This is a genomic window from Actinomycetospora chibensis (assembly GCF_028737215.1).
Lineage (GTDB): Bacteria > Actinomycetota > Actinomycetes > Mycobacteriales > Pseudonocardiaceae > Actinomycetospora > Actinomycetospora chibensis.
The window spans coordinates 187,645-201,019 of sequence record NZ_JAQZAM010000003.1 but is presented as its reverse complement, the minus strand read 5'-3'; the positions used below and the strand labels follow the sequence as shown (position 1 = coordinate 201,019).

Below are 13,375 nucleotides of genomic sequence, written 5' to 3'. Positions count from 1 at the left end.
GCCGACGAGTCTGGGTGGGAACGTCACCCCGAACGCTCGGAGGCCGCCATGCGCCTGGGACGTCGACTCTCCGCCGGCATCGCCGAAGACCCGCCGGACACCCCGGAGGTCCCCGTGGACGAGGTCGCCCCGATCAGGGCCGACCAGGTGAGAGCGGACCAGGTGAGGGCGGAGCCGCGTGAGCCGGCCGAGCAGCTGGTCGATCGCTAGGCACCGCGGGCCGGAGGGTCCGCTGACCGGGTACAAGATCGCCTACCCGATGATCTCGGCGGACTCACGGCGCGTCGGCTTCAACGGCGTCGCCCTGGGGCGCACCCAGGTCTACGGCCAGGTGGCCGACGCCGTCTGCATCCAGAGCCCCCGCCACCACCCGCCGTCGTCCTGGTGCGACTGCGGGTTCTACTGCTTCCACACCCTCGAGGACGCGCGCGACCTCGCCTGCGACCCGCAGTACCAGCACTGCGTGCTGCTCGAGATCGCCGCGTCCGGCCGCTTCGTCCGGTACGAGCTGGGGCTGCGCTACGCGCGCCAGACGGTCCGCACCGTGCGCCTCGGCCGGTGCGGCTGCGGTCGGATGTCGACGGCCCTGGCCGACGGCGGGCCGGGCGTCGTGGGCTGGCGGCGGCTGCACCCGGTGTGCGGTCTGTGCGCCGGACCGCGGCCCGTCCTCACCCTCGCGGCCTTCGCGACGCTGAGCGGTGGCGTCACGGTCTGCAGCGACCAGGCCGGCGACGATCCGGACGCCGTGTTCGCTCCGCTCGCCGGCGTGGCCGACGACGTCGACGAGGCCTCGCTGGTCCCGCTGCTCTCCGCCGAGGTCGCGCTCCTGCAGGCCCGCCTCGACCAGGTGCAGAGCCGCCTGGAGCAGCTGACCCACCGCTCGGAGTGACCGCGCCACGCCCGGCCCCCGGACGACGTGCTGCGATCCCCCGGCTGGGGTAGGCAGGACCCGTGAGCACCCTGGAGCTGGGCCCCCTCCTGCGCCACGTCGGCACCACCACCGCCACGATCTGGGTGGAGACGAGCGAGGCGTGCACCGTCGAGGTGCTGGGCGCGTCGGCGCCCACCTTCCAGGTGTGCGGGCAGCACTACGCGCTCGTCGTCGTCGACGGGCTCGAGCCCGGTACCTGCCGTCCCTACGAGGTCCGCCTCGACGGCGAGCTCGTGTGGCCCCTCGAGGGCACCGGGACCCCGCCGAGCTACCTGCGCACGCGCACGGAGGTCGAGGACACCGGTCGTCTGCGGTTCGTGTTCGGCTCCTGCCGCTACCCCCCGACCGACGACGCCGAGCTCGAGGCGTCGCTGGGGATCGACGCGCTCGACGCCTTCTCCGTGCGCCTGATGGAGGAGGTCGAGGCGACCGACGACCCGTCGACGGTGCTGCCCGACGCGCTCTGCCTGCTCGGCGACCAGGTCTATGCGGACGAGATCACCCCGCGCACCGAGCAGTGGATCCGCTCCCACCGCGACCCCGACGACGAGTCCGGTCCGGGCATGGAGATCGCGGACTTCGGCGAGTACGCGCACCTCTACAGCGAGTCCTGGACCGACCGCGAGATGCGGTGGCTGCTCTCGACGGTGCCCACCGCGATGATCTTCGACGACCACGACGTCCGCGACGACTGGAACACCTCGCAGGCCTGGCGCGACGAGATGGCGAGCAAGCCGTGGTGGCCGCAGCGCATCCGCGCGGGGCTGTCGTCGTACTGGGTCTACCAGCACCTGGGCAACCTCGACCCGGCGACGCGGGACGCCGATCCGCTCTACCGCAAGGTGCTCGAGGCCGACGGCGACGTCTACGACCTGCTCGCGGACTTCGCCGGCCGCGCCGACGCCGAGGTCGGCGAGCCCACCGGCGTGCGCTGGAGCTACCGCTGGGACCTCGGCAGGACCCGGCTGCTCATGGTCGACTCGCGCTGCGCCCGGGTGCTCAACGAGAACGACCGCCTGATGATCAACGACCACTCGTTCGCCTGGATCGAGGAGAACGCGACCCCCGACGCGGGAGAAGAGGTCGACCACCTCCTGCTCGGCTCGTCGATCCCGTGGCTGATGCCTCCCGCGGTCAGCCACGTCCAGTCGCTCGACGAGTGGGCGGCCGCGCGGGGCAGCAAGCTCGCCGAGACCGTCCGCCAGGCCGTCGACCTCGAGCACTGGCCGGCGTTCCGCGCGTCGTTCGACCGGCTCGCGGACCTGGTGCGCGGCGTCGCGTCCGGCCCGGACGCGCCCGCGACGGTCTGCGTGCTCTCCGGCGACGTCCACCACAGCTACGCCGCGGAGGTGCGCTACCCCTCCCCGACCCGCTCGCGGGTCTACCAGCTGACCTGCTCGCCGGTGCGCAACGGCGTCCCCTGGTTCATGGAGTACGTGTTCGCCCTCGGCTGGTGGCAGGGCCTCACCTCGGCGCTGGCCCGCGTCGCCAAGGCGGCCGGGATCGGTGACCTGCCGATGAGCTGGTCGCCGATCGGCGGGCCGTGGTTCGGCAACGCCGTCTCCACGCTCGAGGTGAACGGCCGCGCGGCGCGGATCCGGGTGGAGCGCTCGGGCACCCGCGGCGGCCTCGAGGCGGTCGCGGAACTCCCTCTGACCTGAGTTTCGGGGGGTATCAGCCTGGGGGCCATGGCGACGTTCATCGTCAGAAAGCCCCCAGCTCGAACGAGTCGACGAGCACCGGGAACCGTCGGCGCCGTCGCTGCGTCGAAACCCATGTGCCGGATCGGGTGCGATCCGGCGCATGTCGCTACCTGCCCGGGTCGCGGCGTCGTTCTACGGTCGAAGGTCGAGCAGTGGAGGGAGGCGAGCGTGCGGTTCGTGCACACCGCCGACTGGCAGCTCGGCATGACGCGCCGGATCCTGGGCGCACGCCCGCCCAAGGAGGCCGGCGGGCTCACGGGTGAGGCGCAGGCGCGCTTCGCGGAGGCCCGGCTCGACGCGGTCCGGGCGCTGGGACGCCTCGCCGACGCGCAGGACGCGGCGTTCGTGCTGGTCTGCGGCGACGTGTTCGAGTCCAACCTCGTCGGCCCGGACGTCGTCGCCCGCGCCTGCGAGGCGCTCGGGTCGTTCCGCACGCCGGTGCTGCTCCTGCCCGGCAACCACGACCCCGCCGACGCCGCCTGCGTGCTCCGCAGGCCGGACTTCGTGCGGCGACGCCCCGCCCACGTCCGGGTGCTCGACACCCCCGGGGTGCACGAGATCGTGCCCGGCGTCGAGGTCGTCGCCGCGCCGTGGCGCTCCAAGTACCCGCTCACGGACCTCGTGGGCGAGCAGCTGGCCGTGCTCGAGCCGGCGCCCGCGGGCACGCTGCGGGTCCTCGCCGGGCACGGCGAGCTCGACGTGCTCGACCCCGACGACGACGAGCCGGCCCGCATCCGCCGCGACGGCGTGCTCGCGGCGCTGGCCGACGGCCGCGTGCACTACGCCGCGCTCGGCGACCGGCACTCCGCCTGGACCGACGCCGTCGACGACCGCATCCGTCACGCGGGCACGCCGGAGGTCACCGACTTCGACGAGATCGACCCGGGCCACGTCCTGGTGGTCGACCTCGACGAGCGCGCCGCGCGGGTGACCACGGAGACCGTGGGGCGCTGGCGGTTCGTGCGCCACGACGCCGCGCTCGACACCGACGCCGACCTCGACGCGCTCGACGCCCGGCTCGCCGCGCTGCCCGACAAGGAGCGCACCGCGGTGCGGCTCGCCCTGGTGGGCACGCTCTCGCTGCGCCAGCGCTCCCGCCTCGACGACCTGCTCGCCGGGCATGGGCTCGCCTTCGCGGCGGTGGAGGTGGTCGAGCAGCACTCCGACCTCGCGACCGTGCCCGACGACGCCGACCTCCACGAGCTCGACCTGCACGGGTTCGCCGCCGACGCCGCCACCGAGCTCTTCGCCGCGGCCGCGCCCGCCGAGGGCACGGGGGACGCCGAGTCCCGGGACGCGCTGCGGCTGCTGCACCGCCTGGTCGGGAGCCCCCGATGAGGCTGCACCGGGTCCGGCTGCGCGACTTCCGCGGCGTGCACGACCGCGAGGTGTCGCTCGCCGAGCACGGGGTCACGGTGCTGCAGGGCGACAACGAGGTGGGCAAGACCTCCACGCTCGTGGCGCTCGACCTGCTCTTCGACGCAGCCGACTCGTCGCGCCGCGCGGAGATCCGCGCCGCCCAGCCGGCGGGGGTCGACGCCGGGCCCGAGGTCGAGGCGGAGGTCTCCACCGGCCCGTACCGCTTCGTCTATCGCAAGCGCTGGCTGCGCCGGCCGCGCACCGAGCTGCACGTCACGGCGCCCGCCCCCGAGCAGCTCACCGGTGCCGACGCCCACGCCCGCGTCACCGCGATCCTCGACGAGACGATGGACCGGGCCCTGTGGCGGGGCCTGCGCGTCGAGCAGAACAGCGTCGTCGGGCAGGCCGACCTCGGCGGGCAGGACGCGCTGACGCGCGCACTGGACCGCGCCGCCTCGGGGCCGGGCGTCGCCCGCGCCGACCCGAGCGTTGACGACGGGCTGATCGAGCGCGCCGCCGAGGAGCTGCGCCGCTACCGCACCCCGAGCGGCCGGGCCACTGGCGAGCTGCGGGCCGCCGAGGTGCGCCTCGCCGACGCCGAGGCCGAGGAGGCACGCTGTCGCGCCGCGCTCGATGCGGTGGAGCGCGATGTCGCCGCCCGCGACCGCCTCGACGCGGACGCCGCGGCCCTCAGGGCCCGCAAGCACGCGCACACCGCCGAGGTCACCGGCCTCGAGGACACCTGGGCCGCCCTGCAGTCGCGGCTGCGCGAGGTCGACGCCGCCCGTCAGCACGCGGTGCTCGCGCGGGAACGTGCCGACGCGGCCCGCGAGCGCCGGGAGACCCGCGACGCCCTGATCGCCGCCGCCGAGGACGAGGCCGCCACTGCGGCCCGCGCGGCCGAGGCGGTCGCCGCCCACGAGGCAGAGCACGCCGCGGCCCGCGACGAGCGCGACGCCCGCCGCGCCGCCGACACCACGGCCCGCGCGCGGGCGGGCGAGGCGCGCAGGGCCGCCGACGCGGCCGAGCGCGCGGTGTCCGCCGCCCGCGACCGTGCCGAGCTCGCCGACCTCGCCGAGCGGCTGCGGCGCGTCGACGAGGCCGCCGCCGGCCTGGCCGTCGCCGAGCGGGCGCTCGCCGCGAGCACCGTGAACGCCGACGCCCTCGACGAGCTCGAGGACCTCGCGCGCGACGTGGTGCGCGCCGAGGCCGCGCGCGACGCCGCCGCCGCGCGGGTCGAGCTGGCGGTGCCCGAGGACGCCGGCGAGCTGACCGTCGTGGTCGACGGGGAGACCGTCGTGCTCGCGCCCGGCGGGTCGCGCACGCTGCCCGTCGCCGGGTCGCGGGCGCTGTCGCTGCCCGGGGTGCTCGACGTGCGGGTCACCCCGGGTCTCGACGACGCCGGCCGCGACGACGCGGTGCGGGAGCGCTCCCGCGCCCTCGCCGAGGCGTGCGAGGAGCTCGGGGTCGCCGATCTGGACGCCGCCCGGGCCGCCCGCCGGGACGCCGAGGACGCGGCCCGCCGGGCCGACGAGCACCGCGCCGCCCTCGCCCGCGAGCTCGCCGGGCACGGCGACGCCCCCGCGCTGCGCGCCGCCCACGACGCGGTGCGGAGCCGATTGCCGGACGACGGGACGCCCACGACCCCGGCGGACGTGACGGAGCTGCGCGCCGCCGCCGACACCGCGCGCGCCGACGCCGAGGACGCCGCCCACCGGGCCGACGAGGCCGACGCCGCCTGCCGCAGCGCCGAGGACACCGTGCGCGAGGCCGACACCCGCGCCGCCGTGCTCGCCGAGCGCGCCGCCGAGGCCCGCCACGCGCACACCCGCCGGCTCGAGGAGCTCGACGCCGCCCGCGTCGCCGAGCCCGACGCGACGCTGGCCGAGGCCGAGACCACGCGGCTCGCACGCGCCCGCGTCGCCGAGCGCGAGCACGAGGCGATGGCCGCCGCGCTCGCGGACGACGACCCCGACACCGTCGAGGCCCGCGTCCTGAACGCCCGCGCCGTCGCGGAGCGCCTCTCGGGCGAGGGCGCGCGCCTGGAGCGCGAGCACGCCGAGACCACCGGCCGCCTGCAGGCCGCGGGGCTCGCGGGCTGGCACGACCAGCTGGCCGCCGCTGAACTCGAGCTCGACGCGGCGGTGCGCGAGCACACCGCCGTCGCCCGACGCGCCGCCGCGGCGCGACGGCTGCACGAGACGCTGACCCGGCACCGCGAGCGTGTCCGCCGCTCCTACGTTGCGCCGTTCCGCGCGCAGGTCGAGCGTCTGGCGCGCATCGTGTTCGGGCCCTCGCTGGCGCTCGAGATCGACGAGGACCTACGGATCACGCACCGCACCCTTCACGGCACCACCGTGCCCTTCGGGGCGCTCTCCAGCGGCGCCCAGGAGCAGCTCGGGCTGTGTGCGCGGCTGGCCTGCGCGGCGCTCGTCGACCCGTCCGAAGGCGTCCCGGTGGTCATCGACGACGCGCTCGGCCACTCCGACCCCGAGCGGCTCGCCCGGCTCGGTGCCGTGTTCACCGCGGCCACCTCGGCGCACGGCGCGGCCCAGGTCGTGGTGCTCACCTGCACGCCCGAGCGCTACCACGGCATCGGCGCGGCGACGGTCGTGCCGCTCGCGCCGTCCCGCCGGCCCGGCGAGCGCGCCGCGTCGGAGCGCTCCGGCCCCGAGGTCATCCGCGGCGCCGAGGACACGCCGGCCGCGACACCGGGCACGGTCCTCGACCTCCCCCGCACCCACCGCGCGGGCTGAGCCCGGCGCTTCCCCGCGACGCCATCGGCGCGCGCCCGGAAGGAGCGAAGGACGCCCTCGCTGCATCGTGCGCACTCGAGGTGACCCTCGCTCCTCCACTCGGAACGCCCGCTCAGCGCCCCCGACGCAGAGCCCGCCGCAGGCGCGCCCACCCCGATGGTGCTGGGACGTCCGCCGGCGGCTCCGGCACCGGCGCGGGCAACGTCCGCGCCGCGCGCCCGGCCCGCCAGGCTTCGACGACGTCGTCGGCACGGGGCATGCGGACGCTGATCCGGGGACCGTCGGGGAAGCGCAGCCACTCCGCGACCCGGCGGGCGAGGGCGGCGACGGTGTCGCGGACCTCGCGCTCGGTGTCCATGTCCCGCACGGTCTCGGGGAGGCGGTCGATCTCGCGGCGCAGGCGCAGCGGCGTCGGCAGCAGGACGTCGTTGGGCAGGCCCTCGCGCTCGAGGTAGGAGCGCAGCCACCAGTTCTCGTCGTGCGGGCCGTTCAGGCCGCGCAGGGGACGCCCGGCGCCGCGCAGGTTCTCGAACGCACCCTCATCCTGTGCGTCGCGGATCCGCTGCTCCACGACCGATTCGTAGCGTTCCCAGTAGGCTTCGTCCGCCATCGGAGACCACGTTACGACGAGCCGGCTCCCACGGCGATGGCCGTGACCACCAGGCCCTCGCGCACCACCCAGCGCCCGGTGAACGCGGTGATCTCGGCGTCGTCGACCACCGGCCCGGGCACGCGCAGCGACGCCCGGAAGGTGCCGTCCGGGGCGGGCGCGAGGTCGGCGTCCTCGAAGCCCAGCCACCGCCCGGTCAGCGGGAACCAGGCCTTGTAGACGCTCTCCTTGGCACTGAAGAGGATCTTGTCCCACCGCACCTCGGGCCGCTCGCGGGCGAGGCGCTCGAGCAGCGCGCGCTCCCCGGCGTCCGACACCGCCTCGAGCACGCCGTCGGGCAGGGCGGTGTGCGGCTCGGCGTCGAGCCCGACCGTGCGCACCTGCGCGCGCCACGCCACCGCCGCGGCGCGGAACCCGGCGCAGTGGGTGATCGCGCCGACCACGCCGTCCGGCCAGACCGGCGCGCGCTTCTCCCCCACCGGCACGGCGGGGGCGGCCAGGCCGAGCCGGGTGAGGGCGTCGCGAGCGCACGCCCGCGCGGTGGTGAACTCGGCGCGACGGGTCGCGACGGCGTTCGCGACCGCCGGCTCCTCCTCGGGGGCGAGCACGGCGTCCGGGTCGTCGTCGGTGCGCGCGGCGACCACCACGGCCGAGGGCAGGACATCGGCGAGGGAGCCGAGGACGTCGGTCACGACCGTGCCCATCGGGCATACCGCTCGGCCGCCCAGGCGGTGAAGGGGTCGGGGCCCTCGTCGACCGGGCCGGGCAGGATCTCGCGCAGCGCGCCGCGCACGAGCCCGTGGCGCTGCCACTCGCGCGGATAGCCGACCGACACCTCCTCGAAGCGCACGCCGTCCTCCTCGGTCGTGCGCGGGATGTGCAGGTGGCCGTAGACCACGGCGACGGCGTCGTGGCGGACGTGCCAGTCGGCGCTCGCGGTCGTCCCGCACCACAGCGAGAACTCGGGATACCGCAGGATGCGCGTCGGCTCCGGGGTCAGCGGCCAGTGGTTCACCAGCACCGTCGGCATCCCCGGTGGACGCTCGGCGAGGCGCGCCTCGGTGATCGCGATCCGGTCGGCGCACCACGCGGCGGCGTCGGGGAACGGGTCGCTGGACATCAGGATCTCGTCGGTGGCCACGACGCCCGCCTCGCGGGCGACCTCCAGCGCCGCCTCGTTCGACCATTTCGCGGGGATCGACGACGGGCGCACCGAGTAGTCGTAGAGCAGGAACATCGGGCAGACGAGCACCGGCCCGCCCGCCCCGTCCCACACCGGCCACGGGTCCTCCGGCGTGAGCACCCCGAGGTCGCGGGCGGCCTTGACGAGGTGGTCGTAGCGGGCGGGACCCACGAGGTCGACCTCGTCGCCGGGCGGGGTCCACAGCTCGTGGTTGCCCGGCACCCAGATCACCTGCGCGAAGCGCTCGGCCAGGATCTCCAGGGCCCAGGTGGTGGTCGCCACGCGGTCGCCGACATCCCCGGCCACGATCAGCCAGTCCCGGGGGTGGGTGGGGTGGAGGTCCTGGACCAGGCTCTCGTTCTCCGAGCGGTTCACGTGCAGGTCGCTCGTGGCCAGCAGGCGCGGGCCGCTGCTCATGGGGTCCTCCCTGTCTCCGACCCGCACGCTACGTGCCTGCTCTTCCGGGACATCCCCCTCGTGAGCGGACTCCCACACCCTGACCCCACCTCGCATGTTTGGCACCATGAGCCGGTGCCGCCCCGCCACCGCACATCGCTGCCGATCCCGGCGCGGATCCGGGCCGTGATGGCCGAGGGCGACTACGAGCGGGCCGGTCTCCTGGACGGCCTCACGGGCGAGGACCGGCGCACGCGGGTGTCGGTGCTCGAGTCGCTGGCCGCCGACGGCGTCGCCATCGACGCGATGCGCGACGCCATCGACGGCGACCGTCTCGGCCTGCTGCTGCTCGAGCGGACCCTGCGGCCCGAGGACGGGCACTCGTTCACCGACGTCTGCACGCTGACCGGGATCGAGCCCGACGTCGTCCGGCTCTGGTTCCAGGCCCTCGGACGACCGCTCGCCCCGAGCCCCGACGATCCGATCTACACCGACGAGGACGTCGAGATCGCCCAGCGGATCCACCGCTACCGCAGCCTCGGCTTCAGCGACCAGGAGATGATGCCGGTCGTCCGCGCGATCGGACGCGGCGTGCTGAACATCGCCGACGCGCTCGGCGGGCTGCTCGGCGAGGCCCTCCTGCGACCCGGCGAGCCCGAGCCGGAGCTGGCGCTGCGCTACGCCACCGAGGCGCGCCGCATCGTCGAGGACGACTCGCTGCACCTGGTGCACCTCGTCGCCGCCGCCCTCGCGGACCGCATCCGCTCGCACGCCCTGGCCGTCGAGGAGTCGAACGCGGGACGGCTGCGCGGCGCCCAGGAGGTCACCGTCTGCTTCGCCGACCTCGTCGGCTTCACCGACCTCGGCGAGAGCGTGTCCGCGGTCGAGCTCAGCGAGGTCGCCGAGCTGCTGTCGGCCACCGCCACCCAGGTCGCGGCGTGGCCGGTGCGTCTGGCGAAGGTCATCGGCGACGCCGTCATGCTCGTCTCGCCCGACCCGACGGCCCTGCTGCGGGCCACGCTCGACCTCGTCGAGTCCTGGTCGGAGGCCGACGACGGCCGGCCCGCGCTGCGCGTCGGGGTCGCGATGGGGATCGGGGTCCCGCATGCCGGCGACTGGTTCGGGCCCCCGGTCAACCTCGCCAGCCGTGTCACCGAGACCGCGCGGCCGGGCCACGTCACCGTCACCGCGGCCGTCCACGACGCGATCGTGGCGAGCGCGCCGGACGACCCGCCGTTCCGCTTCCGGGCGGCGGCCCCCCGCAAGTTCAAGGGCGTCCGGGGCGCGCAGCGGCTGTACCGCGTCCAGCGTCGCCCGTCCGGGTCGAACGGCAACGCCACGCTCACCGATCCGGTGAACTAGGTCGTCGGCACGTGGTTTCTTAGGCCATTCGGTCTACCTCCTGTCCGGAACGTCGGGGAAGTACCGACGTCGGAAGGAGTGTTCGACGTGGAGACCACCACCAAGAGGCGCCTCGGCGCCATCGCCGGGGGCATCGCCCTCGCGTGCGTCGCGGGCGTCGCGCTCGCGGCCTGGCTCTCGAGCGGCGCCGGCACGGCGGAGGGGACCTCGACCACCGCCGTCAACTCGACCATCGCCCCGAACGGGGGCGGCGCCGGCCTCTACCCCGGAGCCACCATCGACACCACGGTGACGGTCAACAACCCCAACCAGTACCCGGTGGTGGTCGCCTCCATCTCACCGGGCACCTCCGACGCCACCGCGGGCAACTGCCCCGCCGGCACGGTCACCACCGGGGGCCTGACCAACCCGCCGGGCACCATCGCGCCCGGCGCGACGCGCACCTACACGCTGCCCGCGAAGATGATCAACGACCCGAGCAACACCTGCCAGGGCAAGACCTTCGACCTGCCGCTGACCGCCAGCCTGGCCTCTGCGGTCGGCTGACCGGTGTCCCCCCGTCGCGCCCGCTGGTCCTCGGACCGCCGGCTCTCGTGGCGGTGGTGGCTCCGCCGCCTCCCGGCCGTCGGGGTGATCGGTGTCGTCGTCGCCGTCCTGCTCGGTGCCGGGCTCGCCTCGGCCGCCTGGCTGTCCAGCGGCGGCGGCACCGCGACGTCGCGGGCCGGGCAGGCCCTGCCCCCGACGACGACCACCGTGGCCGGGTCGGCGGTCACCTCCGGCCTGCTCTACCCCGGCTCCAGCGGCGATGTGAAGATCACGGTAAACAACCCGAACGCCTACCCCGTGACCCTGACCTCGGTGACCGCGAACGGCTCGCCGACCGCCACCGGTGGCACGGGCTCGTGCTCGACCACGGGGGTCACCCTGACCTCCGGGTCGTCGGGCACGACGATCCCCGCGAACGGATCGGCGACGCTGACCCTGACCAACGCGGCGTCGATGTCCAGCGCGTCGGACACCGGCTGCCAGAACGCGACGTTCACGATCCCCGTCACCGTCGCGATCACGAGCGCATGAGGCGTCCGGCTCTCGCGGCCGTCGCCGCCGTCGTCGTCACGCTGCTGCTCGCCGGCGGCGGCGTGGCGGCCGCGGCGTGGCGCACCACCAGCACGGGCACCGCCACCGCCAGGGCCGGCCAGATCGGCACGCCCGCGAACGTCACCATCGGCGCGATCACGTGCACCACGAGCGGGCTCACCACCACCGCGACGATCCCGGTGAGCTGGTCGTCGGTGACCGGGGCGACGCAGTACACGGTCGAGTCGGGCCGGGTCCTGAACCTGGTGCAGGCCGAGAGGAAGACCGTCACCGGCACGTCCACCACGCTCACGACCACGACGCTGCTGGTGAACGTCCACGTGCGCGTCACAGCGAGCGCCGGGAACTGGACAGGCACGCCGAGCAGCACCGTCAGCAAGCCCGTGACCTGCCCCTGAGTTGCGATGATGGTGGGCCGGGGCCCGCTCCCCAGCTGCCTGATCCGGCCCACCACCACGCGGACGGTGCCCCCGGGCACCGGTCACCGGGAAGGTCCTCACCGGTGTACGGAGAAGCGTGCCGGGCGGTTCGGCCCGGGCACCAGGGGTTTTCCCAGAGGTTCACTCGACGAGGGCACGGGTTCACTCGACCTGGCTAATGACGGCGCCGTCCCCAGGCGCTGACCAGCGGTGACGTGGCGGGGTCGGGGAGCCGGCCGGCGGCGAGGTTGTCGAGGCGCTCCTCGACCTCGGCGGCGTCGCGACGCCGCCGGCGACCAGCCGCTCGCGGATCCCGGCCTGGGCCTGCTGGTTGTCGAGCAGACAGCCCTCGTCGGACTCCAGGCCCGGAGATGCTCGGGTTGAGCAGACGCCGCGTCGACTGATACATATATAGGACTACTTGGTTCTCAGGAGTACTCATGACGTCGCTGCCGCTGCCCGACAGCGCCCTACCGCCCATCGTGGCGCCGGAGGAGTGGGCCGCCGCCCACGAGGCCATGCTGGTGGAGGAGAAGGCGTTCACGCGGGCCCGCGACGCGCTGGCCGCGCGGCGCCGCCGGATGCCGATGACGCCGGTGGAGACCGACTACCGCTTCGTCGGCCCGGAGGGCGAGGTCGGTCTGCTCGACCTGTTCGCCGGCCGGCGCCAGCTCGTGGTGTACGGCTTCTTCTACCAGTCCGACGTCGACGGCTGGCCCGAGAAGGGCTGCCCGGGATGCTCCTACCTGGCCGACCACGTCCCGTACCTCGACCACCTCCGCGCGTGGGACACGAACTTCGTGATGGCCTCCCCCACCGACCAGGAGAAGATCGTCGACCTGCGGCGGCGCAGCGGCTGGGACCACGTCCCCTGGTACACGCTGGTCGGCGAGGCGTTCAGCCACGACTTCGGCGTCGCCGAGATGTTCGGCCTCAACGTGTTCCTGCGCGACGACCACGATCGGGTGTTCCGCACGTACTTCGTTAACGGCCGCGGCGTCGAGTCCGTCCTCCCCACGCTGGGGATGCTCGACATCACCCCGCTGGGGCGGCAGGAGACCTGGGAGGACACCCCGGAGGGCCGCCCGCAGCTCCCGCCCTATCGGGCACAGCGCCGCGGGGAGTACCCCTGATGCTGATCATCGCCGGGCACGTCCGGGTCGCGCCGGAGCGACGGGACGCGCTGGTCGCGGGGTTCGGGGACCTCGTGCGGCGCGCCCGGGCCGCCCCGGGCTGCCTCGACGTCGCCGTGACCGCCGATTCGATCGACCCGGGGCGGATCAACAACTTCGAGCGCTGGGAGTCGCAGGAGCACCTGGACCGGTGGCGGGCCGCGGCGGACGCACCCGATGTCGGCGACGAGTTCGTCGCGGTCGAGGTCGGCCTGTTCGACGTGTCCGGCGAGCGCCCGCCGTTCTGAGGGACCCGTACCACGAGAAAGCCCCAGGTCAGCGCTGTGACCTGGGGCTTCGGCTGCCCGCTCTGCCCCCCCCAGGCGAGGAGGACGATCTCCAGCAACGGTGCCGGCCGTCAGATCATCCATCGAGGGTGAGGCAGT

General features: G+C 74.9%; 13 protein-coding genes. 10 read left to right on the top strand and 3 right to left on the bottom strand.

Features of this window, described 5'->3' with window-relative positions; all coding sequences use genetic code 11:
* The first annotated feature begins 178 nt into the window (after positions 1-178).
* The 4 genes from PH189_RS05590 (at position 179) to PH189_RS05575 (ending at position 6,749) form a co-directional block, all read left to right on the top strand.
* Complete coding sequence (locus tag PH189_RS05590; RefSeq protein WP_274187767.1) at positions 179-889, top strand: hypothetical protein; 711 nt, start codon at positions 179-181, stop codon at positions 887-889.
* A gap of 62 nt (positions 890-951) precedes the next feature.
* Positions 952-2,592: an alkaline phosphatase D family protein gene (locus PH189_RS05585; protein ID WP_274187766.1), complete on the top strand. Its 1,641-nt coding sequence runs from the start codon at positions 952-954 to the stop codon at positions 2,590-2,592.
* A 210-nt stretch (positions 2,593-2,802) separates the two neighbouring features.
* Positions 2,803-3,972: a metallophosphoesterase family protein gene (locus tag PH189_RS05580; RefSeq protein ID WP_274187765.1), complete on the top strand. Its 1,170-nt coding sequence runs from the start codon at positions 2,803-2,805 to the stop codon at positions 3,970-3,972.
* Positions 3,969-6,749 (top strand): AAA family ATPase, encoded by a 2,781-nt coding sequence (locus tag PH189_RS05575; protein WP_274187764.1) that lies wholly within the window; start codon positions 3,969-3,971, stop codon positions 6,747-6,749. Before PH189_RS05580 ends, PH189_RS05575 begins: the two co-directional genes overlap by 4 nt.
* Before the next feature lie 112 nt (positions 6,750-6,861).
* Here PH189_RS05575 and PH189_RS05570 read toward each other — a convergent pair whose 3' ends face one another.
* Genes PH189_RS05570 through PH189_RS05560 form a run of 3 tightly spaced genes read right to left on the bottom strand, consistent with a single transcriptional unit; the run spans position 6,862 to position 8,959 of the window.
* A complete protein-coding gene (locus PH189_RS05570) occupies positions 6,862-7,359 on the bottom strand; it encodes a DnaJ family domain-containing protein (RefSeq protein ID WP_274187763.1) in 498 nt (165 codons plus the stop codon).
* Positions 7,360-7,370: 11 nt separating this feature from the next.
* Positions 7,371-8,063, bottom strand: a complete 693-nt coding sequence (locus tag PH189_RS05565; protein WP_274187762.1) for a 4'-phosphopantetheinyl transferase family protein — start codon at positions 8,061-8,063, stop codon at positions 7,371-7,373.
* A complete protein-coding gene (locus PH189_RS05560; protein ID WP_274187761.1) occupies positions 8,048-8,959 on the bottom strand; it encodes a metallophosphoesterase family protein in 912 nt (303 codons plus the stop codon). The genes PH189_RS05565 and PH189_RS05560 overlap by 16 nt, the downstream gene beginning before the upstream one ends.
* 114 nt (positions 8,960-9,073) lie before the next feature.
* Between PH189_RS05560 and PH189_RS05555 the strand changes: the two genes are divergently transcribed.
* From PH189_RS05555 to PH189_RS05530, 6 genes are all read left to right on the top strand, one after another.
* On the top strand, positions 9,074-10,300 hold the full coding sequence (locus PH189_RS05555; RefSeq protein ID WP_274187760.1) for an adenylate/guanylate cyclase domain-containing protein: 1,227 nt from the start codon (positions 9,074-9,076) through the stop codon (positions 10,298-10,300).
* A gap of 87 nt (positions 10,301-10,387) precedes the next feature.
* Positions 10,388-10,846: a hypothetical protein gene (locus tag PH189_RS05550; RefSeq protein WP_274187759.1), complete on the top strand. Its 459-nt coding sequence runs from the start codon at positions 10,388-10,390 to the stop codon at positions 10,844-10,846.
* A gap of 3 nt (positions 10,847-10,849) precedes the next feature.
* Positions 10,850-11,377: a hypothetical protein gene (locus tag PH189_RS05545; protein ID WP_274187758.1), complete on the top strand. Its 528-nt coding sequence runs from the start codon at positions 10,850-10,852 to the stop codon at positions 11,375-11,377.
* The gene (locus tag PH189_RS05540) at positions 11,374-11,796 is read left to right on the top strand and encodes a hypothetical protein (protein WP_274187757.1); all 423 of its coding nucleotides are present in this window, start codon (positions 11,374-11,376) and stop codon (positions 11,794-11,796) included. The genes PH189_RS05545 and PH189_RS05540 overlap by 4 nt, the downstream gene beginning before the upstream one ends.
* 461 nt (positions 11,797-12,257) lie before the next feature.
* Complete coding sequence (locus PH189_RS05535) at positions 12,258-12,950, top strand: DUF899 family protein (protein WP_274187756.1); 693 nt, start codon at positions 12,258-12,260, stop codon at positions 12,948-12,950.
* Positions 12,950-13,237 carry a putative quinol monooxygenase gene (locus PH189_RS05530; protein ID WP_274187755.1) on the top strand — a complete coding sequence of 96 codons (288 nt, stop codon included), beginning with the start codon at positions 12,950-12,952 and terminating at the stop codon, positions 13,235-13,237. Before PH189_RS05535 ends, PH189_RS05530 begins: the two co-directional genes overlap by 1 nt.
* Positions 13,238-13,375: the final 138 nt, after the last annotated feature.